We start from the raw sequence: 25,475 nt of genomic DNA, 5'->3' as shown, positions 1-25,475 counted from the left end.
TACTGCTTACAAATGTATTAATACTCCTTTTCTTGCTTATTATATTTTAGGAAGAATGCATTTTGAAAATATTTTAAGAGCATCTTTAAAGTAATATATTTTATAATCTACTGGAATAGTTGAAATTCATAGCCTTGTGCTTTGGCTTCTTTTAGTATAGAATCAAGGATTTCTGTGTTGGTCTTAGAAACTGCATGAACAAGAAGAATTGCGCCATTGTGTAAGCCGTTCATTATAGTATCTTTTGCTCTAACTGGATCAGGTTGTTTGTTTATATCCCAATCATGATATGCAAAACTCCAAAATAATGTTTTATAACCTAGATTTTTTGTCATAGCTAAAGATTTCTCGGAGTATTCACCCATTGGTGGTCTGAAATAAAGTGGCATATTTTCACCAGTAATTTCTTTAAACTTTGATTCTACATCTGAAAATTCATTATTAAATTTCTCCTCTGATCTAGTAACATCTGGCATAGAAGGATGATGATTTGTGTGATTACCAACAATATGACCTTCTTCTACCATTCTTTTTATAATATCTGGATTATCTTTTACATAAGGTGAAGTTACAAAGAATATAGCCTTAACATCATTTGCTTTTAGTATATCTAAAATTTTAGGGGTATATCCATTTTCATAACCTTCATCAAAGGTTAAATAAAGTACCTTTTTACTAGTATCTCCTACGTAATGAGCATCATATTTATTTAAATCAAACTTTAAATTTAAATTTACTTCTGGTGTCACATGTTGTTTATTTGGTTTAAACCACCATGCTATTTTTTCATTGCTAAGATTAGTAGTATCTATTTTTGAAGCTATTGGAGCAGGATCTTCATTAGATGGGTTATTAGAGCTATCATTGGATATATTTTCATATACCTCTGACGGCTTAACTGCTAAATCATCTTTTGAGGATGAAGGATTTCTCTGATCATTTTGAGAAGCTCCCTTAATTATTTCATCATCAATTTCTTTCACAGTATTAAATACACTTTTATTTTCATCCTTGTCTGTAGTTGAGTTTGAGGTAGACCCTGTGTTAGAAGTACATCCAACAAACATAAAAGAACTTATAATTACAAGGACTAAACTTAAATTACATATAAATTTTTTACTCATTTTAATCCTCCTTTTTAGAATATCATTAGTGACTTTAGTAATTAATATACGAATAGCATGTGTTTATAGTTAATAAAAAATACAAAAAGTTTTTCTACTATAGTAATAAAAATATGTTTAACCTTTAGTAAGATTATCTTATAATGAAATGTAGAATATCGTACTATTTCCATAGTTCACTATTTAGATAGGTAAATAGCCAAATAGCTAAATAGCTATATAGGAAACTATTTAACTATTTGTTCTATTCATGCGGGTTTCAAGGTTTTTTCATTTAAATAGTAAGAGTGGAAATATATTTAATATGAATATTAATAATTGCTTTGTTAATGAAAAATAAAGATTTAAGGGGCAGTGGGAATGATAAAGGTATTAACAGATACAACAATATATATTAAAGATGGAAAAATTGCAGACCATGGAGAGTCTTTAGTTATAGAAAAAGGATGTTATGCAGTACCTGGCTTTATAGATGAGCATACCCATGGTGGATACGGAATAGATGTCATGGACACTGATTATGAAGGTTTAAGAAATCTAACTAATAAATTGCCAGGAGAAGGAGTTACAGCTTTTCTTCCAACCACCATGACTGCAAGTTTGAAAAAAATAAGAGAAGCTATTGATAATACTTTAAAGGTTAAAAACCATAATGATAATAATGAAGTAGATGGAGCAGAAATAATTGGACTTCATTTGGAAGGTCCCTTTATAAATAAAAAGTATAAGGGAGCTCAGGTTGAGAATTATATTTTAACCCCAGATAGTGAGATAATGAAGGAGCTTATAAAACATTCTCACAATAACATTAAAAAGGTTACTTATGCTCCTGAATTAGACAATAAGTTCGAATTTATAAAATGTCTTACAAATAATAACATTATTCCATCAGTAGGGCATAGTGATGGAACTTTTTCTCAAATAGAAATAGCAGTAGAAAAGGGTCTTTCCAGTGTTACACATTTTCACAATGGACAAAGCTCTCATCATCATAGAGAACCTGGAGTAGTTACTGCTGGTTTTACTTTTGATGAATTAGGTGTAGAAATAATATGTGATGGAATACATCTTCACAAAGACACTATAAAAGCTGTTTATAAAATAAAGGGAAGGGAAAAAATAATATTAATAACAGATTCTATGGAAGCTAAAGGGTTAAAAGATGGTGAGTACAAACTTGGTGGACAAAAGGTTATTAAAGTTGGAAATGAAGCTAGACTTAAAGATACAACCTTAGCTGGAAGTTGTTTAACTATGATAGATGCTGTAAAGAATATAATAAAATTCACTGGATGTACCTTAGAAGACGCTGTCACTATGGCAAGTACAAATCCAGCTAGAAATTTAAATATACTTCATAGGAAGGGTAGTTTAGATAAAGGCAAGGACTGTGATATAGTAATATTAGATAATAAGTATAATATTGTAAAGACTCTATGTAAAGGAAAAGTTGTGTTTGAAAATAGATAAAAATTTTAGGATTAAGAAGGGAGAAATTATATTATGGCAAAGAAAAATAGTAAAAATAATGACTTTTTAAATACTCATAGAAATAGCTCATCCCCTAAGATATATTCTCTTTTATTGGATTTAGTAAATGATGATAGAGAAGACTTAGCCAAAATTGTATTAAAAGTAGATTATTTGCTTCAATATACCAGTAATGCTATAAAACAAAGGGATTATGCAGAAGCAAAAGAGGCTATAGAAAAGGCTAGAGAAAGAATTGATAGTTTAAAGGCTGAAAATGTGGATGTAGAGCATTTAGAATACCTCTACCAAGGGATAATTAAAAATTGCAAGACAGTTAAATAATATAACTACATAATTTTATAGCTTTATTTTAGTAAAGAGTATATACTTAATTGGAATGAGCTAAGAGTTAGAACTCTGTTTATTCTATAGAGAATTTAACTAGTAGAGATAATAAAGGAGATTTTATGAGAAATTTAAAAATGGTAATAGAATATGATGGAACTAGATATAAAGGATGGCAAAAGCAAAAGGATAATGTTGCTACTATACAAGATAAAATTGAAAATGTATTAAGTAAGATGACTAATGAAGATATTCAAGTTATAGGTTGTGGTAGAACAGACACAGGAGTACATGCTAAAAACTATATAGCTAATTTTCATACTAAATCTACCCTTACTAATGAAGATATTTTGAACTATCTTTATGAATTTTTACCAGAGGATATAGTTGTAAAATCAGTAACTGATGTTCACGAAAGATTTCACTCTAGATATAATGCAAAGGCAAAAACCTATGAGTATACTATAAACAATGGAAAATATAGAAATGTATTTAATAGAAAATTTACATACCACATTGAAGAAGAAATAAATTTAAATGCTATGATGGCAGCTGCAGATATTTTGGTTGGTACCCATGATTTTAAGAGTTTCACAAGCTTAAAATCAGATAATAAATCCACTGTTAGAACTATAAATTATATTGATATAACAAAGGATGATGAGATTATTAAAATAGAAGTCAATGGAGATGGATTCCTTTTAAATATGGTTAGAATAATAGTTGGAACTCTTTTAGAAGTTGGGAAAAATCAGTTAAAGCCAAGTGATGTTGCTAAAATTTTAGAGGCAAAAGAGAGAGCACAAGCTGGACCAATGGCTCAGGCTAAAGGATTATGCTTAAAAGAAGTTGAATATAATTAATTTTAAGAGAGCAATAATGCTCTCTTTTTGTATAAGTATTGAAATTTTGTTTACCCTAAATAGAGAATGATTATTTAAGGTGGACATAAAATGGGTAAATTAAAGACGTTACAAATAATAAAGACATTTCCTAGAAATATACATATAATGGTAGCGAGTGAAGCTCTATGTGCTCTGGGCATGGGAATGTTTTTCTTTTTGCAAATTTTATATTATGATTTTATAGGTTTATCAGCTGAAGCTATAGGAACAATATTTTCTCTAGGCTCTCTATTTACTTTGACAGGCTTTTTTGTAGGACCATTTATTAAAATACTTGGAAGAAAGAGAATTTTATGTATAGGATTATTAATTTGTGCCATAGGAGTTGGGTTTCATATGGGGTTTAGAGCAATGATAATTCTTATGTTTGGTCAAATTCTTATAAATATAGGTACGTGTCTTATAAATGTTACAGAGTTACAATTGTTGTATTCATATACTATAGGTAAAAAGGAATGTTGTGCCTATAGCTATAAGTATTCCGTAAATTTAATAGCCGGAGCTGTAGGAGCACTAATAGCTGGAAATATAACAGGAATAGAATATTTTGCGAGAATAGGGTATAAAAAGTTATTTCTACTAGCAGCTATAATTCTAATAGTGACTTCAACTATTAGATGCTTATTGCTACCTAAGGATATAACTAATGTAGCAGAGAATGAAGAAGTAAAGAAAAGTATGAGGAAAACAATAGAATGCTTAAAGTCTGATAAGCAAATTAGACTTTTTTCTATGCTTTTATTTATTAACGCCATAGGATTTAGTGGTGTAGCACCTTATAATAACTTAATATTAAAGAATTATTTTGGTTTAGGAAATAATATAATATCTTATATAACTTTTTCATTAACTATTTTAAGTATGTTTGGGCTTATTTTAATGCCAGGGATTATAGAACGGATGGGGGTAAAGAAATTTAACCTGACTGTATTTATAATTGCAATTATCAGTTGTTTTATGTTAGCAGTGGTTTCTAGCAGTGAATTGTTTATACTTTTCTTAGTTATTAGAGGTATATCTGTTGGTCTTATAATTTACTCTTTAGATAGTCTGATGATGAGTAATATAGCCATAGAGCATCGAGATATATTTGCATCATTAAAGATGCTAGCTAATGGATTCTCATTAGCTATAGGGAATTTTCTTGGTGGAACTATTTTGAATAACTTGGGATATAGATATAATTATTTATACGGTTTTATTATACTTATTTGTGCTACTATATTTTTCTATCTTAAGGTTAGAAGATATATGACAAGTACTACAATAAATAGATCTTGTTCCTGTAATTTTAAGGCTAGACATATTGAATATAAGAAATAGTAGAAGTTGATAAAATAATTAACATAGACCATGTGCTTACTTGATAAATGTGGGGGAGCATATGGTCTATTGTAGTTTAATAGAGTATCATATATAATATATTTATAGCTTAATAAATGACATAAAGTAGGAGGAATCTGTATGGGGGTTACAATAAAGGACATTGCGAAGATTGCCCAAGTGTCGGCAACTACGGTTTCTAATGTTATTAATGGAAAGACAGCAAAAACTACAGAGGAGACAAAACAGAGAATACTAAATTTAATTAAGGAGCTTGACTATAAACCGAATGCCATGGCTAGGAGTTTGGTTAATGGAGAAACTAAGCTTATTGGGGTTATTTTGCCGGATATTTCTAGTTTTTATTTTTCACGAATAATTAAGGGTATTGAGGAAACGGCAGAGGAGCATGGATACAGCATATTAGTTTGCAGTACATATAATGATGCAGAAAATGAACATAAGTATATTAACCTAATGAGAGAGCACTGTGTAGATGGCATTATAATTGCGCCTAGTTTAATAAAGGAGAGTTGGCAATTTGAAGATTTATTAAGAATTAAGTATCCTATGGTGGCTATTCATCGTAGCATTAGTAGTAGTGAAGACGTTTGCAATGTATATCTAGATAGTTATAGGGATGGTTATGAAGCAACTAAATATCTTATTGAATTAGGACATAAAAATATAGGGTGTATTAATGGAACACCTTGGTTAGCAAATTGTGGAGATGGCATGGAAGGGTATAGACAAGCTATGAAAGATCATAGCTTAGAAATAGATGATGAATGGACACACTCTTCTATGCATGATGTAGAAACTGGTATTAAGGGAGCGGAAAAACTTTTAAATTGTAAAAGTAAGGTTACAGCTATAGTAGCTTGTTCTGATGTTATTGCTTATGGAGTTTATAAAGTTGCTAATAAGGTTAAGATATCTATACCATATGATTTATCTGTTATAGGTATTGATGATTTGGTTTTTTCTGAAATTATAACGCCAGCACTTACAACGTTTAAACAACCTATAAAAGAAATGGCTAGAAAAGCTACTGAAGAGTTAATATCTATAATTTTACGACAACCAAGAGAACAATCAGAGTATAGGTATACATCTGAATTAGTTATAAGAGAAAGTGTAGAAAGAATATAGTTTTAATCCCTATCTAATATAGATGGGGATTTTTTATTTGAGACAGTTACTTCATATATTTGCCATATATAATATGAAGCTGTATATTATAATTAGTGGATAATTTTTAATTTGGGAGAGAGATATGGGTATAAAGATTTTAATAGTAGAAGATGAAATATCTATAAGTGATATATTATATACTGCATTAAAAAGTGAAGGATATAATGTAAGATGTGGATTTACGGCTAAAGAAGGCAGAGAATTAGTAAAAAATTATAAACCTGATTTAGCTTTGTTAGATTTAAATTTACCAGATGAAAGTGGCTTCGAGTTATGTAAAGAAATTAATAGTAAGTATTTAATTCCAATTGTAATATTAACTGCAAGAAATGATATAGTAGATAAAATTTTAGGATTAGAGCTAGGAGCTGATGATTATATAACTAAGCCATTTCATATAAAGGAAGTCCTTGCAAGGGTTAAAACTGCTCTTAGATGTGTAGAAAAGTACAAAGTGAAGAGCCAAAGTGAATTTTTAGAAGTTTCAAATCATATAAAAATAAATATAGATAGTAGAATTGTATTAAAGGATGAAGAAGAAGTCAGATTGAAACCACAGGAATATGATTTGTTTGAATTCTTAGTGAAGAATAGGAATAGAGTATTTTCAAGAGAAGAACTTCTTAATAAAGTTTGGGGATATGATTATGATGGAGATATTAGAACTGTAGATGTTCATGTAAGAAGAATTCGAAGTAAATTAGATAATGAAAATGAGAGATATCTTATAGATACAGTATTTGGGGTAGGATATGTGATGAGGTAATAATATGAAAATAAGAGTAAAATTTATATTTTCTATACTATCTATAATTATAACTTTTGGAGTAATATTGAATTTATCCATAAGGAATATATTAATTATTAGAATGGAGACATCCATAGGTAATTCACTAAATGAAATTATGTATAGTACTAGAGAAGCTATAAAATATAGACTGCTAGCTACAGAGTTAGAGTATGAAAAAGATAGCTTAGTTAAAGAAAGCAATTACTTAAATAGATATATATCATCTAATTTCCAATGCACTGTAGAAATAAGTGATACAGATGGCAAGATATTAAGTGAGAACGTAGATGAATCTTTTAGGGAAATATTAAATAGTGGAAAAAAAAATGCTGGATCTGGAACTGCTATTGTTAATCTTAAATATGAAGATAAAAAACTCTATGGAATTCTGTCCTATCCTATTTTTGTGAATGAAGATAATCTAGGGGTTCTTAGTATTATAAAAGATTATAGTGAGGTTTATGGTGAAAATAATAGGATGCTTTTATTTATAACTGTTGTAGAAGGTATTATATTATTCTTTATATTTAGCTTATGCTTTTTCATAATAACTAAAGTTACTAAGCCTATAATAACATTGACAGAAGGCGTAAAAAAAGTTGGACGAGGAGACTATAGTTTTTATATAGATGCTCATGGAAATGATGAAATAGCTATATTGTCAAGAGAATTTAATAGTATGAAAGAAAAAATAAAAGAACAAATAAATACAATAAAAGAAGAAAAACAAAAGGTAGAGAAATTAGAGAAAAGTAGAAAAGCTTTTTTTGATAATGTGACTCATGAAATGAAGACACCGTTAACTGCTATTTCTGGATATGCAGAGATGATAAATGATGGGATGGTAAAGGATGAGGCTTTTAAGAAAAGAGCTATAGAAAGAATATATCTAGAGAGTGAAAGATTACATCACTTAATTATAGAGTTAATAGAAATATCCAAGGGATTATCTTATACTACAGAAGAATTTAAGGATATTAGAATAGATAAACTTATAGATGAGATAAGTGATGACATGAGTATAAAAGCTAAAAAATACTCTATGAAAATTATAAGAAATTTAGAAAGTGGTATAGTATCAGCACAGTGTAACAGGATTAGGGAACTTATTATAAATTTAATTGATAATGGTATAAAATATTCTAAATCACAAGAGTATCTTTATATAAATGGGAAAATAGAAGGGAAGAAATATATTATAGAAGTAGAGAGTATGTCAGGAGTTATTCCTAAGGAAATATATGATCATATTTTTGAAGCTTTTATAAAATCTAATAAGTATTCAGAATCTGAAAGTAGAGGACTCGGATTATACCTATGCAGTGAAATTATAAAAGATCATGGAGGTTCTATAGATATTATAAATGGAGAAAAGGTTACTGTAAGAGTAGATATGCCATTAAGTATAAAATAACCTTGTTAATAACTTGGAAATAACTTTACTATAGTTGTTAAAATTTTCATCATATACTTATATTAAAGTTATTAAGTAAGGGGTGCTTGAAAATGAAAATAAATAAATTTCTATTGTGTTCTGTAGCTTTTGTTATGGTCACTGGTACAGTTATAATGGGAGGATGTAAAAATAAAGATAAAGAGATTGTTTTATCTGAAAATGTAGCCAAAGATATTCAAGTTGAGGAAAATGAAATAGAAAAGTATATAAAGGAGGGCAATAAGTTTCTAGAAGAAAAAAAATATGCAGAGGCTAGAAAGTCCTATGAAGCTGCAATAACAAAAGGAAAGAATGATAAGCAGATATATACAGATATAAAGGATGAGTATATAAAGAAAAAGAGGTACGATGATGCTTACTATATTATAAAATTAGCTATTGATAATAAGGTTGATACAGAAAATATGGAAAAGATTCTTACTAGTATAAGGGTAAAAATGGAAGGAGTTGAGTTATCTTATGATATATATGAAGATGACCTTTCATTTGTTTTACCAGAAGAGGTAGAAGTAATTGTAGATAACAATAAGATAAAGGATTATGTTCTTTGGGAAAAATCAAAGATAGATATATTAAATCAACCTGGACAATATTCATACAATGGGGTGACAAAGGAATATGGAAGAAATGTTCATGCTACCTTAAATATAAAAGAGAATATGTATGATAGTAGAATTGGATATGTAAAAGATATTTACACAGATAATAATGTTATTTATATATCCTTCGATGAAGTAGAATTTTATACTGGAGAAGATGCCTTAGTAGAAGCTAAAAAGGATAATAAAGCTATAAAAGAAGAGGATGGAACTTATATAGTTTATGATGACTATTATATTAGAAATTCTGTAGTTGAAACAACGGTTTATGAAGTATCTAAGGATGTAGCTATGAACTTATTAGCCTATGAAGTAAACCCAGATAATAATAAGATTGATTTTCAAACAGTTAATTATGATACTTTTAAAAAGCATATAGATAAGTATAAGAAGGACATCTCTGCAGAAAGAGCTTTACTATGTAAAGTGGATATGAAAAATAGTATAGTTGCATCAATTAGTAGACAATTTACTCCATAGTAGTGTAAATAAATATATACTATATGTTACAATAATTAGTAAGGTAATAGAATCACATTAAACTTATAGTGATAAGCTATAGCTAATAATAAAATAAGTTTTAAGTTATAAGTTATTATAACTTAAAATTTATTTTGGAAATGAGGTAGTATATATGAAGTTGATTTCGTGGAATGTTAATGGCATTAGAGCTTGCGTTCAAAAAGGATTTTTAGATTTCTTTAAAGAAGTAGATGCAGATATGTTTTGTATTCAAGAAAGTAAAGTTCAAGGTGGGCAGATAGAACTTGCTTTAGAAGGATATCATCAATACTGGAATTATGCTGAAAAAAAAGGATATTCAGGAACTGCTATATTTACAAAGATAGAACCTATGAATGTATCCTATGGTATTGGAATAGAAGAACATGATAAAGAAGGTAGAGTAATTACTTTAGAGTTTGAAAAGTTTTATCTTGTAACAGTATATACTCCAAACTCTAAGTCGGAGTTAGAAAGACTTGATTATAGAATGGTTTGGGAAGATGAATTTAGAAAACATCTTAAAAATTTAGATGAAAATAAACCAGTGATAGTCTGTGGAGATTTAAATGTAGCTCATAAGGAGATAGATCTTAAAAATCCTAAAAATAATAGAAGAAATGCAGGATTTACTGATGAAGAAAGAAATAAATTCACTGAATTATTAGATTCTGGATTTATAGATACCTTTAGAAATTTCTATCCTGATTTAGAAGGAACATATTCTTGGTGGTCTTATAGATTTAAAGCTAGAGAGAAAAATGCAGGATGGAGAATTGATTATTTCTGTACCTCAGAAAGATTAAAGGAAAATTTAATTTCAGCTAAGATACATACAGAGATATTAGGTTCAGACCATTGTCCAGTAGAAGTTGAAATTAATATTTAACATTTAAAGTAATATTATTCCATAAACTTAAATATAATATATAAAATTATACTTAAGTAAATATGGAGGGGTTACTATGATAATAGATGCTAGTTTAAGAGATTTAAAAATTAAGGGAAGAAAATTTAGAAATGAAGGAAGAACTGTGGGAATGATACTTAGAAGTAATGGAGATACTTTGCCAATTAGTATTAAACGTTCAGATATGGATAAATTTCTAAAAAGATATGGAGACCATAGTGATGTAACTTTAAGGGTTCATGGAGAAAATATTAATACATCCATAATAGAAGTACAAAGAGATCTACTACTTCATTATGCACATAATGTGCAGTTTAAAGAAATTTAAATTATAGTTTGAAAAATCCCCAGTTAAATTGATAATTCTCAATTTAACTGGGGATTTTTCTTATTTTAGTATCATTTATAGACTAAAGTGGTATTCTTGCAAGAACCATATGTTTATTTTTCATATTATATAACTGTTCCTTAGTGATTTCTTGAATAGTTGTAATCTTAGTTACATTGTGGATCATACCAACTCTAATTTTTGCATCTTCTAAGTCTCTTGCTAATAATGTTCCACAGTATCTAGCATCTTCAGTATCCACATTAAATAAGAATACATTTAATTTCTCTATTGGTACAACATCTTTCTTTAAAAATTCATCATCAAATTCAACTTCACTATCAAGAGAGATTAAACCTTCTCTAACTATAAGTTTATCCCACCCTTTATATTCACAAAGTCTACCCCATAGTCCTAAATTCATAATACTTCTTACAGTAAGTTTTACCATCATAAAAATTCACTCCCTCTCAATTTTAACTCTCATATATTTTAATTATTATTGTACCATTATTTTGAAGATTATTCAATCAATTTACTGAATATTTAAATTATTTATAGTTTGTATACAATATTTATTGATTATACATTAATAAATATATTAAATTTATCAATAATTATGATTACCAATTTAAAAAGATTTATGTTATTAGATCTTTGTATATTTATTCTAAGGTTTGTAATGAATATTTTATAATAAGATTTTTATATATTATCAATAAACGAGTAAAATTAATTATATTAATATTAAAATTAATTATATTAATATAATACTTATTCAAAATTAATTTTTTGAATAATAATATTAATTATTTTCAATGTATATATTTACAATTAAAAGAATATGCCGTATAATTTTATTTAGGAGGTGGCAAGAATGTATAAGGCATTAACAAGATGTCCTGTTTGTTCAGGAAAATTGAATATAAAAAGGCTACAGTGTGATGAATGTAATACTGTAATTGAAAATAATTTTACTTTTTCAAAGTTTGAGAAGTTAAATCATGATCAATTAAGGTTTGTAGAAACCTTTTTACAATATAGAGGAAATATAAAAGATGTAGAGAAGGCATTAGGAATTTCTTATCCAACAGTAAGGGGTAAGTTAGATGAAATAAATGAAGTATTAGGGCTATCTAGTAAAAAACAGCATGAAATTGATAGAAAACATGTAATTACAAAGTTAGAAAATGGTGAGATAACTTCAGATGAAGCTATCGAACTTTTAAATAAAATATAAATTAGGGGGAGTAATCATGGAAGATAAGTTAAGAATTTTAAAAATGGTAGAGGAAGGAAAGCTTACAGGGGAGCAAGCAAGTAAACTTCTAGAAACCTTAGAAAAGAACGATGGAGATAAAGTAAAAGGCGAAGATGATGATGAATTCTTTAAAATACCAAAATCAACTAACGGGACTAGAATGCTTTATATAAGGATTAAATCTCACGATGGAGAAAATGTTAAAGTTACAATACCACTAGAGGTTATAAAAATAATGGCTTCTGCTGGTAGTAATGTAATTGAAAGTATGGACAAATATGATATCAAAATTGATATGATATTAGAAGCTATTGATAAAGGTGTTGTAGGACCAATTGTACAAGTAGATACAGATGAGGGAGATAAAATATTGATAGAAATAGCTTAAAATAATATATTAAGGGGATTTGAGTAAATGATTATCAATATAAAAGAACCAGGGGAAAATAAGAGTAAAAATATATGTATACCAAGGGTTTGTATTTCGCTAGGAATATTTGTACTACCTTTAGCATTAAAATCTATGTATAGGAAAAAAAATAATAGTAAAACCAAGGTAGCAATTAACAATAAAGAAATGAAGAACTTAAAAAAAGCAATTAAGTATCTTAATAAAAAATATAAAGGCTTAGTTCTTGTAGATATAAAAACCAATGAAGGAGAAAGTGTAAAAATAGTTATATAGATAATATATGTATGTATTTTAAAGAGATGATCAGTTTGATTAAAGTCATTATGTAAAACTACATAATGACTTTAATACCTTTAGATTCAGCCTGTTTTATGAAATCCTCTAAATTTACAATATAACAATTTTTTAAACTAATAGTTTTCAGTGTAGGTATATCAAAAAGTTTAGAATAATCTGATATGTAAGCGTAGGATAGATTCAAGGTTTTTAGATTATTTATAACTTCTATTCCATCTACATTTAAAGGACCTTCTAAACATAGAGAGAATTCCTCTACATTAGGAAAATTTTTCAAAGTTGAAAGCTGAAAATCACTGCTAAAGCTAATGGTTAAGTTTTTTACCTTTGGGAATAATGGCAGACTATTTATAGAATCAGTTTTAGGATATATAAGTTTAAAAGTATCTATTTTATCAAATAAGGCTACTTCACTTAAGACATTTAAGTTGCATCTGTGTATACTTAAAGTCTTTAAATTATACAACTTAGTAATAGGTAAATAATCTAAAATTAATCCATCATCATTAATATCCAAGGTGTTTAAATTTTCAATGTATTCTAAGCCTTTTAGATTAGATACATTTTTTATTTTAAGTATATTTACATTTGAAAGTTCAGTTTTATTCAAAGAATTTAAAGAATATGAATTCATACCTATGGCTTTTTTTACAGTAGTATTAAGGTTAGAATCTTTTATAATTCTCTTAGAATATATGTAATAATTAATTGAAAAGAAAGTACATATAGATAAAATCACCATAATAATTTTTAGATATTTTTTACTATGGAATTCTTTTGTAACTCTGTAGATTATAGATATACCTAAAGATAATATAAGAATTATATGACTAGGTATGTATATGTATAATTTAAACAATAAATAATTTAAAATCATTGGAATGGTTATAATATAACTGATAATAATAAAATTAGAAGAGTGAAATTCATTAAAATTAGTGATGGTTATAATTACAGTTATACATAATAATACAATCCATGGCAAAGGAAATTTACCATCTAGGACTAATAGATTTGAAAAGAATATATTAAATATCATAAAAACAATGAGAAAACTTATAGAAATAATATACCAAACATTACATTTAGATTCTTTAGGATATAAAGTAATAATATTATTTTTTACATTAGTTTTATAAAAAAAGTTTTTCATTCCGTCCTCCTAGTATTAAGGGTTATAATGTTATACAAATATTATATTTTAAAAATAGTCATATGTAAACGTATAATAGACTCGAGAAAATGTAATATTTAACGGCAAATTTAGAGGATTTTATCATAAAAAATATTTAAAACAGAAAAATTTTTTAATATTTATTAATATAAATAAAAATACTGTAGAAAATAGTAGTTTAAGAGATAAATATTATAGTATAAATATAATATTCAATTAATTAATAAGTTTACATTTTAATTAATTGAATATTTATTGACTTTTATTTTTTAAAATAGTATATTGAAAATATGTACAATGAAGTACTTAAAGAGCAGTGAAGCTCCATAGGATTATTCCTATGGAGCTTTTTGTGGTTGTTTTTAGGGTAAATTTAATAATGAATTTTCTTTTAATAAACTTACTGCATAAATAGTTAATTAATTTTAAAGACTATATTGTAAATAAGATAGTCTTGAAAGGAGTTTAAGATGAACAATTTTAAAATTAAAACTCAGATTTATTTTGGTCAAGGAGCTTTAGAACGGTTAGAGGAAGTAGGAAATAAAAAAGTTTTTGTAGTTACAGATCCTTTCATGGTGAAATCAGGAATGATTAATAACATAACAGAAAAATTAAAAAGTGCTAACATAACTATATTTAGTGATATAGTTCCAGATCCACCTATAGAGCTTATAGTTCAAGGTATAGAAGAGCTTCAGAAAGTTAAGCCAGAAGTGTTGATTGCTCTAGGAGGAGGTTCTTCAATAGATGCAGCTAAAGCAATAATGGATTTTGCGAAGAAAATTACATCTGTCACAGATATGGAATTTATAGCTATCCCAACTACAAGCGGTACAGGTTCAGAGGTTACATCTTTCTCAGTAATAACAGATAAAACTAAGGGAACAAAGTATCCATTAGTTTCAGATGATCTATTACCAGATGTGGCTATATTAGATCCAGAACTAGTGAAAAGTGTACCTGGATCAATTACTGCAGATACAGGTATGGATGTAATAACCCATGCTCTTGAAGCTTATGTATCTACAAATGCTTCTGATTTTTCAGATGCTTTAGCTGAAAAAGCACTTATACTATCATTTAAATATCTTTTAAGAGCATATAGTAATGGTGAAGATATAGAAGCTAGAGAAAAAATGCATAATGCATCATGTCTTGCTGGAATTGCATTTAATTCAGCTTCTCTTGGATTAAATCATGGGATAGCCCATGTTCTAGGCGGCAAATTCCATGTACCTCATGGAAGAACTAATGCTTTATTATTACCTTATATAGTTGATTTTAATGCTGACATAGTAGGATATGAGAATAATGAGTTTTCTAGAGCTGCTATTAAATATGCTAACATAGCAAAATTATTAGGATTACCTTGTAGTAATGCTAGAGCAGGAGTTAGAAGTATTGTAAATGAAATTAAAAAATTACAAAAGGAAATGAATATGCCTACCACTTTAAAAGCTTGTGGTGTATCTATGGAAGAATTAGAAAAGCTTAAAGAAGAAATTGCAAACAGTGCATTATTAGATGCATGTACTGCAACTAACCCTAAAATACCTACTCCTCTTAATGTTATTGAAATTATCGGAAAAATTAAAGAATAACATCAAAAAATGGGTTGACAGTATAAAATTTTGAATATATAATCGAAATATACACAAAGTAGTGTAATGGTTTTAAGCAAAGGGGCTTCTTGAAAATATTATGTTTTCGAGGAGCCTTTATTATTTTTATAAAATTATAGATTTATTTAAGAATAGTTGTTAAAACACAGGTAATACTAAGACTAATAATTTATATGAAAATATTATTTTAGTGTTGTCTCTAAATGCAAAGGTAAGGTGAGTATATGAGTGACGATAAGCAAAGGATCATACAGGAGTTTGTTCCAGGAAAACAAGTAACCCTTGCACATATAATAGCAAATCCTACAGAAGAGCTTTATAAAAAGCTAGGTCTTGTAGCAAGCACTAGAGATGCTATTGGTATTTTAACTATAACTCCAAGTGAAGGTTCTATAATTGCTGCTGATGTAGCTACAAAAGCTGCTGGAGTTAATCTTGGGTTTGTAGACAGATTTAGTGGTTCACTTGTTATAACAGGAGATATTAGTTCTGTAGAATCAGCATTAAAGGAAGTTACTTCTGTACTTGAAGGATTATTACAATTTACCTCTACAAAAATTACTAGAACCTAGGAGGTAACATGAAAAAAGTAATATTTATAGGAAAGACTGGAAGTGGAAAGACTACTTTGTGTCAAAAGATTCACGATTTAGATTTAGAATATAAGAAGACTCAATCGGTAGAAATTTATGATGAGTCTATAGATACTCCAGGAGAATATCTAGAAAATAGATCTTACTACAAAGCTTTGATAGTAACATCAGCAGATGCAGATGTAATTGCACTAGTATATGATTGTACTTCAGAAGAATCGTACATAGCACCAGGTTTTTGTAGTATGTTTGCTAAAGAATGTATTGGGATAGTGACAAAGATAGACATTGCTCAAAACAAAGATAGAATAAAATATGCTAAGGAAATCTTAAATGAGGCTGGAGTATCTAGAATATTTGAAGTAAATACTTTAGATGGAACTGGCATAGAGGAATTAATTAAATATTTAAGTTCATAATATAGAGGAGAATAATTAAATATGAGTAAAAAAATCATAATAGTCGACGATGAGCCTATTATTAGAATGGATATCAGAGATATCTTAGAAGCGGAGGGTTACAATGTAGTAGCAGAGGCTTCAGATGGGTTTAGTGCTGTAGAACTTTGTAAAGAGCATAAACCTGATTTAGTAATTATGGATATACAGATGCCTATACTTGATGGCATAGGAGCCAGTAAAAGAATTAGACTTGAGCATCTTGCAGGTGGAATACTTTTATTGACAGCCTTTAATGATACTGAATTTATAGAAAAGGCTAAAAGTGTAGGAGCATATGGATATCTGGTGAAACCTTTAGATGAAAAATCATTTATTCCAACAGTGGAAATGTGCTTAGCTAAAGTAGAAGAGTTTGAAGAGTTAGAAAATAACCTGGAGAAAGTTACATCAAAGTTAAACGAAAGAAAATTAATAGAAAAAGCAAAAGGTATACTTATGAAAGAATTAAATTCCGATGAAGAAGAAGCTTACAGATACATTAGAAAATTAAGTATGGATAGAAGATGCTCTATGATAGATATTGCAAAAACTTTAATAGTGGCTTATGAATAAGATAAAAGAATTATGTAATATTTATACTAATCTTACTGATGAAGATGTTAATAAAATCATAGAGGTTTCTAGCTCTATTGAGTTAATAGCTAATTTAGAGGAATGTGATGCTTTTATAGATGTGCCATCAAAAAATCCAGAAGAAGCTATAGTGGTTTCAGAAGGAAGAAAAAAAGAATCTATTTATACTAATTCTGTAGTAGGGAAAAAAGCTTTAAGAATTAATGAGCCTGGTGTAATAAGAACTCTAAAAACCGGTGAGGTTTTTAAAGGAGTAAGAGCTTTAACACAAGAAAATAGATTTGTAAGGCAAAAGGTATACCCGATTTATAATAAGGAAAAAATAATAGGAGTAATTATTGTTGAGGATGATATAAGTAATGAAATAAAAGAAGATTTTACTATTCCTAATGATGGCTCCAAAAGCAAAAGACAAAAGACACATCAGCTTATGAACTTGATAAATTCCAATAGATTGATAAATGATAACTTAGAATCTGCCATTTTAGTTTATGATGAAAATGGAATATTAAGAATTAAAAATAGAAAAGCTGATATGATTTACATAGGTAGGGGATATAATGAGCTTGAAGGAATGCATTATGATGACTTGTCCTTAGATAATACCCTATTTACTAATATTAATAAAATCTTAGAGATTACAGAAGATAATAAAGTAATAACAAAGGAAATAAAAGTTGGTAATTTTTATTATGGAATAAAAAGAATACTGATTAAGGAAGAAGACTTGAGAGTTATTGAAATAGTTCAAGATATAACAGATATAAAGAATAAGGAAGCTGAAATAATCTCTAAATCTGTTGCTATAAGAGAAATTCATCATAGAGTAAAGAATAACTTACAAACTGTAGCTTCACTTTTACGTATTCAAGGGAGAAGATGTGATAGTGAGGAAGCAAAGGTAAGTCTTCAAGAAAGTGTGAATAGGATTCTAGCTATTGCAGCAACTCATGAACTTCTATCTAAGGATATAAGTGATGAGGTAAAGATTATGAAGGTTATAAATGCTATAGTAGATAATGCTAAAAGATGTTTTTTAAACATTCAAAAGGAAATTAACATAGAAGTATCAGGTGATGATTTTTATATTGATACAGATAGAATTACTGCAATATCTCTTATAATTAATGAATTAATACAAAATTGTTATGATCATGCTTTTAATCATAGGGAATGTGGCACTATAAAAATTATTGTTACTGAGCAGGAAGAGTTTAGAGAAATATCAGTAGCTGACGATGGAGTTGGTTTTGATACTTCCATAGATAAATCTTCTAGCTTAGGAATGTCTATAGTAAAAAACTACGTATCTGATAAATTAAAAGGTGATATAGATATATTTTCTAATGATGAGGGAACTAGAATTAAATTTAGATTTCCTATAAAACTTGAATAAAATAGAACTACATTGAAGTAGTTTGATTTAAGCAAAGAGGCTTAAAGTTAAAAAAATTAATTTTCATAGTTATTTGAAAGATTAATTTGATAGCTTTAAGCCTTTTTATATTTGTATTTGGAGGTGATTTAATGAGAGAAGAACTTTTAAGTGTTGGAATTGATATTGGAACTAGTACAACTCAACTTGTATTTTCGAAACTAATCATAGAAAACACTGCTTCAAGTTTTTCAGTACCTAGAATATCAATAGTTGATAAAGAAGTAGTTTATAGAAGTGATGTTTATTTTACGCCACTTAAATCTATGACAGAAATTGATGCCGAGAAAGTTAAGGATATAGTATCTTTAGAATATAAAAAATCCGGTATCAATAAGGATGAAATACAAACAGGAGCTGTAATTATAACAGGTGAAACTGCTAGAAAAGAAAATGCCAACGAAGTACTGCATACTTTAAGTGGATTTGCAGGAGACTTTGTAGTTGCTACAGCAGGTCCAGATCTTGAAAGTATTATAGCAGCTAAAGGTGCAGGAGCTCACATTTACTCCAGTGAACATTCTACAAGTGTAGTTAATCTAGATATTGGTGGAGGAACTACAAATTTAGCTGTGTTTACTAGAGGAGATTTGAAGGAAACTGGATGTCTAGATATAGGTGGAAGACTTATAAAACTTGATAAAGACACAAATAATATAGTATATATAGCACCTAAAATACAAAATATTATAAATCAAAATAATTTTGATATAAAAGTTGGCTATAAAGCAACTAAAGAAATGTTGATTCCAGTTATTGATGAAATGGTAAAGCTTTTAGAGGAAAGCGTAGGAATTAGGACTCAAACATCTATCTTTGAAATGATAGTTACTAATAAGTCTATTGCCTTAAATGAGGAGATTAAGTGTATATCTTTTTCAGGCGGAGTAGCTGACTATGTATATAATGAATCTCCTATAGAAGATTATTTTAAGTATGGAGATATAGGAATACTTCTTGGAGAAGCTATTAAAAACTCAGACTTATGTAAAAAATTAAAATTGGCGAGAGCAATAGAAACTATAAGAGCAACAGTAGTGGGAGCTGGCTCTCACACTATGGATATTAGTGGAAGTACAATTACATATACCCATGACAACTTCCCTATAAAAAATTTACCAATTTTAAAGCTCAGTTTAGAAGATGAGAATAGAGGTTCTGAAGTTTTAGAAAAAGCTATATCAGAAAAAATTAACTGGTTTAAATATGAAAATGAACTTCAGAGTATTGCCATAGCCCTACATGGAAAGAAGAATCCTTCTTTTGCAGAAATACAAGATATGGCAAAGGGACTAGTAGGTGGGATGAAAGAACTGATTGATAGAAAGCTTCCACTTATTATAATTGTTGAAAATGATATGGCAAAGGTATTAGGTCAGGCTATTTACTCCCTTTTACATCTTGATAAGGACATAGTTTGTATAGATGGTATCAAGGTGGAAAATGGAGATTATATAGATATAGGAAAACCCGTAGCGGAAGGTAAAGTATTACCTGTAGTTATAAAAACATTAGTATTTAATTAACCGAGAGGAGGATTATCATGATTTTAAAAACTAAATTATTCGGAAAGGTATACCAGTTTAATTCAGTAATGGAAGTTATGGCAAAAGCAAACGAAGAAAAATCAGGAGATAACTTAGCAGGAATAGCTGCACAGTCAGCAGAGGAAAGGGTTGCAGCAAAAGTTGTACTTTCTAACCTTACATTGTCTGATTTAAGAAATAATCCTGCAGTACCTTATGAATTAGATGAGGTTACTAGAATAATACAAGATGACGTAAATGAAAAAATATATGCAGAAGTTAAAAATTGGACTGTAGCAGAATTTAGAGAGTGGCTACTAGATGATAATACTACAGGAGCAGATATAAGAAGAGTTTCAAGAGGAATAACATCAGAAATAGTGGCTGCTGTTGCAAAAATAATGTCTAATATGGATTTAGTATACGCAGCTAAGAAAATAAAAGTTACAGCACATTGTAATACAACTATAGGAGAACCCGGTACATTATCTGTTAGATTACAACCAAATCATCCAACAGATGATCCAGATGGAATACTTGCATCTTTAATGGAAGGATTAAGCTATGGTATTGGAGACGCAGTGCTTGGATTAAACCCAGTTGATGACTCTGTAGAGAGCGTAACAAAAGTCTTAAAGAGATTTAATGAATTTAAAGAAAAATGGCAAATACCAACTCAAACTTGTGTACTTGCGCACGTAACTACACAAATGGAAGCAATTAGAAAAGGTGCGCCAGCGGATCTTATATTCCAATCAATTGCTGGTTCTGAAAAAGGAAATGAAGCATTTGGATTTACTGCTGCAACAATAGAAGAAGCAAGACAACTTGCACTTAAAGAAGGAACTGCTACAGGTCCAAACGTAATGTATTTTGAAACTGGTCAAGGTTCAGAACTTTCTTCAGATGCACACCATGGTGCTGACCAAGTAACAATGGAAGCTAGATGCTATGGATTTGCTAAGAGATTCCAACCATTCTTAGTAAATACAGTTGTTGGATTCATAGGACCTGAGTACCTATATGATGCAAAACAAGTTATAAGAGCTGGTCTTGAAGACCACTTTATGGGTAAACTTTCAGGACTCCCAATGGGATGTGACGCTTGTTACACAAACCATATGAAAGCTGATCAAAATGATATAGAAAACTTAGCGGTATTACTTGCTACAGCAGGATGTACATACTTCATGGGAATTCCTCATGGTGATGACGTAATGCTTAACTATCAAACAACTGGATATCAAGAGACAGCTACATTAAGAGAGTTATTAGGAGTAAAACCTATTAAACCTTTTGAAGAGTGGATGGAAAAAATGGGAATTATAGAAAATGGCAAGTTAACCAGAAGAGCTGGCGACGCTTCAATATTTTTAGGATAAGGGGGGACTACTGATGAACGAACAAGAATTAAAATTAATGGTTGAAAAGTTATTAGGAGAAATGGTAGAAAAATCAGGTAGTACTGACATAGTAAATCAAGTAGCAAATAAAATGAGTGCTGTAATAGGTTCAGTAGATGAAAATGGATGTATTCCAGATATCACAGAAATTGACCTTAAAAAACAACTTTTAGTTGAAAACCCTCATGATAGAGAAGGATACCTAAAAATGAAGGAAAGAACTCCAGCAAGAATAGGTATTGGAAGATCAGGTCCAAGATACAAAACTATAACTCAATTAAGAGTTAGAGCTGACCATGCTGCTGCACAAGACTCTGTATTCTCTTATGTATCTGAAGACTTTATAAAAGAGAATAATTTAATACCAGTAAATACAATGTGTGTTGATAAAGATCAATATATAACTCGTCCTGACCTAGGAAGAAGATTTGACGAAGAAACTACTAAGTTTATAAAAGATAAGTTCTCAGGTCAAAAAGTGTTAGTAGTAGTTGGAGATGGACTTTCTTCTGCAGCTATTGAAGCTAACCTAAAAGATTCAGTTCCTTCAATTAAGCAAGGTTTAAAAATGTATGGAATTGAAATTGGAGATATATTATTCATTAAACATTGTAGAGTTGGAGCTATGGATGCCATTGGTGATGCAACAGGAGCAGAGGTTGTTTGTATGCTAGTAGGTGAAAGACCAGGTCTTGTTACTGCTGAATCAATGAGTGCTTATATAGCTTATAGACCAACAGCTAATATGCCAGAGGCTAACAGAACAGTTATATCAAACATCCATAAAGGTGGTACTACAGCAGTTGAAGCTGGAGCACATATAGCTGAACTTATAAAGACAATGCTTGATAAAAAAGCATCAGGAATAAATTTAAAAATATAATTTAGGGGGAATTTATTGTGATTAATGAAGCATTACGTCCAACCGTATTAAGCGTTAAAATAATTTCAAATGTAAGCCCAGAACTAGTTAAAAAATTAGAATTACAACCTCATCATAAAAGTTTAGGTATCATTACTGCTGATAGTGATGACGTAACTTACACTGCCCTTGATGAAGCTACAAAAGCTGCTGAAGTTGATGTAGTATATGCAAGATCAATGTATGCAGGTGCTGCTAATGCATCTACAAAACTTGCTGGTGAAGTTATTGGAATAATAGCTGGACCAAGTCCAGCAGAAGTAAGAAGTGGTTTAAATGCTACTATAGACTTCATGGAAAATGGATCACATTTTGTAAGTGCTAATGATGATAACTCTATAGCTTACTATGCACACTGTGTTTCAAGAACTGGAACTTATCTTTCAAAAGTAGCAGGAGTTAAAGAAGGAGAAGCAATAGCTTATCTAGTAGCTCCACCACTTGAAGCTATCTATGGATTAGATGCAGCTCTTAAGGCAGCAGATGTTGAAATGAAAGAATTCTTTGGACCTCCAACTGAAACAAACTATGGTGGTGGATTACTTACAGGTAGTCAATCAGCATGTAAGGCAGCATGTGACGCTTTTGCAGAAGCTGTCAAATCAGTTGCTCAACAACCAGTAAACTTTTAGGCGAAGGTTTAGTAAGTGAGTAAAGCATTAGGTCTAGTAGAAGTAAGAGGATACGTTGCAGCAGTAGAAGCTGCAGATTCTGCTCTAAAGGCTGCAAATGTTACTTTGATTGGACTAGAGAAAATAAAAGGTGGAATAACTACTATTAAAATTATTGGAGATGTAGGAGCGGTAAAGGCTGCAGTTGATGCAGCCAAGGCTTCTGTAGAAAGTTTAGGTACTTTTAGAACTGCTCATGTGATACCAAGAGTAGATTCACAAGTTGAAGGTTTATTCTTTGAAGGACATAAAAAACCACAAGAGGTACCTATAGAATCATCCAGTGAAAAAAGTGATACAAAAGATAAGGAAAAAACAGAAACTCCAGTTAATAAAAAAGAAGAGGCTTTAGTCAAGGAAAAAGTGGAAACTTCTGAAGCGGAAATTGTAGAAAAAGTTACAGAAGAAAAATTAGAAGCTAAAAAAGAAACCAAAGAAAAAAGTAAGGAAATAGAGCCTCAAATAAACAAAATAGAAGAAATTATAAAAAATGATTTCAAAGATCATATAGATTATAACTCTATGAAAGTAGAAGAGTTAAGAAGATTAGTTAGAACTTTAAAAATTCCGAATATGACAAATAAACAAATTAAATTTGCCAAAAAGGATGTGCTTATTAAAACTATACTAGAATATAACAAAGCAGGTGAAAAATAATGGAACTTACAGATAAAGATTTAGCGTCTATACAAGAGGTTAGAAATCTAATTAAAACAGCTAAAGCTGCTCAAGCAAAATTGGCTAAAAAATCTCAGGATGAGATTGATAGAATAGTTAAGGCTATGGCTGAGGCTGCTGCAGCAAATGCAGAGAAGCTAGCTAAAATGGCAGTTGAAGAAACTGGATTTGGAATATGGCAGGACAAAGTAATTAAAAATATTTTTGGGTCTACATATATCTATGATTATATCAAGGATCTAAAAACTATTGGTATAGTTGCAGAAGATGAAGAGAAAAGAGTTATGGATGTTGCAGTACCTATGGGAGTAATTGCAGGATTAATTCCTTCAACTAATCCAACATCAACAACTATGTATAAAGCTCTTATATCATTAAAATGTGGAAACGCAATAGTATTTTCACCACATCCAAATGCTAAAAAAAGTATATTAGAAACAGTTAGAATTATTAATGAAGCAGCTGTAAAGGCTGGATGCCCAGAAGGAGTTATTGGATGCATTACAATTCCAACCCTTCAAGCTACAGATGAATTAATGAAAAATAAAGATACAGCTATGATACTTGCAACTGGTGGTTCAGCAATGGTTAGAGCAGCGTACTCTTCAGGTACACCGGCCCTTGGAGTTGGTCCAGGAAATGGTCCAGCATTTATTGATAAGAGTGCTGATATTAAAGTTGCAGTTAAGAGAATAATGGATTCTAAAACTTTTGATAATGGAACAATCTGTGCTTCTGAGCAATCAGTGATTATAGAAGAAGCTATTAAAGATAGAGTGGTGACTGAATTCAAAAATCAAGGAGCATATTTCTTAAGCCCAGAAGAAGCAAAACAACTTGGTAAATTTATAATGAGAGCTAATGGAAGTATGAATCCACAAATAGTTGGTAAGAGTGTAGAAACTATTGCAAAACTTGCTAATTTAACTAACGTACCTTCTTCAGCAAGAGTACTTATTGCTGAAGAAACAGAAGTAGGACACAATGTTCCATATTCAAGAGAAAAACTAGCTCCAATTCTAGGATTCTATGTTGAAAAGAGTGTAGATGATATAGAAGCTAAGTGTAGAGAAATACTTATTAATGAAGGCGCTGGTCACACATTCTCAATGCACTGTGAAGACAAGGAACTAGTAAAAAGATTTGCTCTTAGTATGCCGGTATCAAGAATACCAGTAAACACTCCAAGTACTTTAGGAGGAATAGGTGCTTCTCTAAATATAGTACCTGCTTTAACTTTAGGTTGTGGAGCTATTGGTGGAAGTGCAACATCTGATAATGTAGGACCACTTCACCTTGTAAATATCAAAAAAGTAGCTTATGGAGTTAGAGAAATTGAACATTTTAGAGGTGGAAGTAGCAACTCAGTTAATGGAAATAATAGTTCACTTTCATCTGCAGACACAGAAGAGCTTGTTAATTTACTTGTTAAGAAAATAATAAGTGAATTAAGATAATAAAATAAAATTTCAAAGTATATTGGTTAAATTTAAGGA

The 25,475-nt window shown here is 29.6% G+C and carries 27 protein-coding genes; 24 read left to right on the top strand and 3 right to left on the bottom strand.

Going from position 1 to position 25,475, the window contains the following annotated elements:
- Positions 1 to 107: 107 nt before the first annotated feature.
- On the bottom strand, positions 108 to 1,124 hold the full coding sequence (pdaA, locus tag B2S02_RS07255; protein ID WP_346920482.1) for a delta-lactam-biosynthetic de-N-acetylase: 1,017 nt from the start codon (positions 1,122 to 1,124) through the stop codon (positions 108 to 110).
- Positions 1,125 to 1,484: 360 nt separating this feature from the next.
- On the opposite strand from pdaA, the gene nagA reads away from it, so the two are divergent.
- From nagA to B2S02_RS07205, 10 genes are all read left to right on the top strand, one after another.
- The gene (nagA, locus tag B2S02_RS07250; RefSeq protein WP_346847386.1) at positions 1,485 to 2,594 is read left to right on the top strand and encodes an N-acetylglucosamine-6-phosphate deacetylase; all 1,110 of its coding nucleotides are present in this window, start codon (positions 1,485 to 1,487) and stop codon (positions 2,592 to 2,594) included.
- Between the two features lie 33 nt (positions 2,595 to 2,627).
- Complete coding sequence (locus B2S02_RS07245; RefSeq protein ID WP_346891844.1) at positions 2,628 to 2,939, top strand: hypothetical protein; 312 nt, start codon at positions 2,628 to 2,630, stop codon at positions 2,937 to 2,939.
- Between the two features lie 125 nt (positions 2,940 to 3,064).
- Positions 3,065 to 3,805 (top strand): tRNA pseudouridine(38-40) synthase TruA, encoded by a 741-nt coding sequence (gene truA, locus B2S02_RS07240; RefSeq protein WP_346847387.1) that lies wholly within the window; start codon positions 3,065 to 3,067, stop codon positions 3,803 to 3,805.
- A 90-nt stretch (positions 3,806 to 3,895) separates the two neighbouring features.
- Positions 3,896 to 5,170, top strand: coding sequence for an MFS transporter (locus B2S02_RS07235; RefSeq protein WP_346847388.1), 1,275 nt, complete (start codon positions 3,896 to 3,898; stop codon positions 5,168 to 5,170).
- Positions 5,171 to 5,311: 141 nt separating this feature from the next.
- On the top strand, positions 5,312 to 6,322 hold the full coding sequence (locus tag B2S02_RS07230; protein ID WP_346847389.1) for a substrate-binding domain-containing protein: 1,011 nt from the start codon (positions 5,312 to 5,314) through the stop codon (positions 6,320 to 6,322).
- A gap of 124 nt (positions 6,323 to 6,446) precedes the next feature.
- Positions 6,447 to 7,130, top strand: coding sequence for a response regulator transcription factor (locus B2S02_RS07225; protein ID WP_346847390.1), 684 nt, complete (start codon positions 6,447 to 6,449; stop codon positions 7,128 to 7,130).
- A 4-nt stretch (positions 7,131 to 7,134) separates the two neighbouring features.
- Positions 7,135 to 8,568 (top strand): HAMP domain-containing sensor histidine kinase, encoded by a 1,434-nt coding sequence (locus B2S02_RS07220; protein WP_346920481.1) that lies wholly within the window; start codon positions 7,135 to 7,137, stop codon positions 8,566 to 8,568.
- Between the two features lie 92 nt (positions 8,569 to 8,660).
- Entirely contained in the window at positions 8,661 to 9,689 is a 1,029-nt protein-coding gene (locus B2S02_RS07215; RefSeq protein WP_346920480.1) for a hypothetical protein, read from the top strand.
- A gap of 154 nt (positions 9,690 to 9,843) precedes the next feature.
- Positions 9,844 to 10,599 (top strand): exodeoxyribonuclease III, encoded by a 756-nt coding sequence (locus tag B2S02_RS07210; protein WP_346847393.1) that lies wholly within the window; start codon positions 9,844 to 9,846, stop codon positions 10,597 to 10,599.
- A 76-nt stretch (positions 10,600 to 10,675) separates the two neighbouring features.
- On the top strand, positions 10,676 to 10,948 hold the full coding sequence (locus B2S02_RS07205; RefSeq protein WP_346847394.1) for a hypothetical protein: 273 nt from the start codon (positions 10,676 to 10,678) through the stop codon (positions 10,946 to 10,948).
- Positions 10,949 to 11,030: 82 nt separating this feature from the next.
- On the opposite strand, the gene B2S02_RS07200 is transcribed toward B2S02_RS07205, so the two are convergent.
- Complete coding sequence (locus tag B2S02_RS07200) at positions 11,031 to 11,402, bottom strand: hypothetical protein (RefSeq protein WP_035130245.1); 372 nt, start codon at positions 11,400 to 11,402, stop codon at positions 11,031 to 11,033.
- Positions 11,403 to 11,825: 423 nt separating this feature from the next.
- Here B2S02_RS07200 and B2S02_RS07195 point away from each other — a divergent pair, with 423 nt between their 5' ends.
- The 3 genes from B2S02_RS07195 to B2S02_RS07185 are packed head-to-tail and all read left to right on the top strand — an operon-like array spanning position 11,826 to position 12,894.
- Positions 11,826 to 12,188 (top strand): DUF2089 domain-containing protein, encoded by a 363-nt coding sequence (locus B2S02_RS07195; protein ID WP_035130549.1) that lies wholly within the window; start codon positions 11,826 to 11,828, stop codon positions 12,186 to 12,188.
- A 16-nt stretch (positions 12,189 to 12,204) separates the two neighbouring features.
- Complete coding sequence (locus B2S02_RS07190) at positions 12,205 to 12,597, top strand: SHOCT-like domain-containing protein (RefSeq protein ID WP_035130552.1); 393 nt, start codon at positions 12,205 to 12,207, stop codon at positions 12,595 to 12,597.
- Positions 12,598 to 12,624: 27 nt separating this feature from the next.
- Positions 12,625 to 12,894 carry a hypothetical protein gene (locus B2S02_RS07185; protein ID WP_346847395.1) on the top strand — a complete coding sequence of 90 codons (270 nt, stop codon included), beginning with the start codon at positions 12,625 to 12,627 and terminating at the stop codon, positions 12,892 to 12,894.
- 58 nt (positions 12,895 to 12,952) lie between these two features.
- Here the strand turns inward: B2S02_RS07185 and B2S02_RS07180 are convergent, their stop codons facing one another.
- Positions 12,953 to 14,071, bottom strand: a complete 1,119-nt coding sequence (locus B2S02_RS07180; RefSeq protein WP_346920479.1) for a hypothetical protein — start codon at positions 14,069 to 14,071, stop codon at positions 12,953 to 12,955.
- A gap of 491 nt (positions 14,072 to 14,562) precedes the next feature.
- Here B2S02_RS07180 and B2S02_RS07175 point away from each other — a divergent pair, with 491 nt between their 5' ends.
- From B2S02_RS07175 to B2S02_RS07125, 11 genes are all read left to right on the top strand, one after another.
- Positions 14,563 to 15,696 carry a 1-propanol dehydrogenase PduQ gene (locus B2S02_RS07175; protein WP_346847397.1) on the top strand — a complete coding sequence of 378 codons (1,134 nt, stop codon included), beginning with the start codon at positions 14,563 to 14,565 and terminating at the stop codon, positions 15,694 to 15,696.
- 245 nt (positions 15,697 to 15,941) lie between these two features.
- Entirely contained in the window at positions 15,942 to 16,289 is a 348-nt protein-coding gene (gene eutS / locus B2S02_RS07170) for an ethanolamine utilization microcompartment protein EutS (RefSeq protein WP_035130564.1), read from the top strand.
- Between the two features lie 8 nt (positions 16,290 to 16,297).
- Entirely contained in the window at positions 16,298 to 16,729 is a 432-nt protein-coding gene (locus B2S02_RS07165) for a EutP/PduV family microcompartment system protein (RefSeq protein WP_035130567.1), read from the top strand.
- Between the two features lie 21 nt (positions 16,730 to 16,750).
- Entirely contained in the window at positions 16,751 to 17,323 is a 573-nt protein-coding gene (locus B2S02_RS07160; protein ID WP_035130570.1) for an ANTAR domain-containing response regulator, read from the top strand.
- A complete protein-coding gene (locus B2S02_RS07155) occupies positions 17,316 to 18,740 on the top strand; it encodes a sensor histidine kinase (RefSeq protein WP_035130573.1) in 1,425 nt (474 codons plus the stop codon). Before B2S02_RS07160 ends, B2S02_RS07155 begins: the two co-directional genes overlap by 8 nt.
- 131 nt (positions 18,741 to 18,871) lie before the next feature.
- Positions 18,872 to 20,305 carry an ethanolamine ammonia-lyase reactivating factor EutA gene (eutA, locus tag B2S02_RS07150; protein ID WP_346847398.1) on the top strand — a complete coding sequence of 478 codons (1,434 nt, stop codon included), beginning with the start codon at positions 18,872 to 18,874 and terminating at the stop codon, positions 20,303 to 20,305.
- 17 nt (positions 20,306 to 20,322) lie between these two features.
- A complete protein-coding gene (locus B2S02_RS07145; RefSeq protein WP_346847399.1) occupies positions 20,323 to 21,687 on the top strand; it encodes an ethanolamine ammonia-lyase subunit EutB in 1,365 nt (454 codons plus the stop codon).
- Between the two features lie 13 nt (positions 21,688 to 21,700).
- The gene (gene eutC / locus B2S02_RS07140; protein WP_346877288.1) at positions 21,701 to 22,591 is read left to right on the top strand and encodes an ethanolamine ammonia-lyase subunit EutC; all 891 of its coding nucleotides are present in this window, start codon (positions 21,701 to 21,703) and stop codon (positions 22,589 to 22,591) included.
- Positions 22,592 to 22,608: 17 nt separating this feature from the next.
- Complete coding sequence (gene eutL / locus B2S02_RS07135; protein ID WP_035130583.1) at positions 22,609 to 23,262, top strand: ethanolamine utilization microcompartment protein EutL; 654 nt, start codon at positions 22,609 to 22,611, stop codon at positions 23,260 to 23,262.
- A 15-nt stretch (positions 23,263 to 23,277) separates the two neighbouring features.
- On the top strand, positions 23,278 to 23,958 hold the full coding sequence (locus tag B2S02_RS07130) for a BMC domain-containing protein (protein WP_346847401.1): 681 nt from the start codon (positions 23,278 to 23,280) through the stop codon (positions 23,956 to 23,958).
- Positions 23,958 to 25,436: an acetaldehyde dehydrogenase (acetylating) gene (locus tag B2S02_RS07125; protein ID WP_346920478.1), complete on the top strand. Its 1,479-nt coding sequence runs from the start codon at positions 23,958 to 23,960 to the stop codon at positions 25,434 to 25,436. The genes B2S02_RS07130 and B2S02_RS07125 overlap by 1 nt, the downstream gene beginning before the upstream one ends.
- Positions 25,437 to 25,475 lie beyond the last annotated feature (39 nt).

This window comes from Clostridium sp. UBA7339, assembly GCF_002470865.1.
Taxonomy (GTDB): domain Bacteria; phylum Bacillota; class Clostridia; order Clostridiales; family Clostridiaceae; genus Clostridium_J; species Clostridium_J sulfidigenes.
Note: the sequence above shows the minus strand (reverse complement) of the source record. Positions and strands in the feature narration are given on the sequence as shown.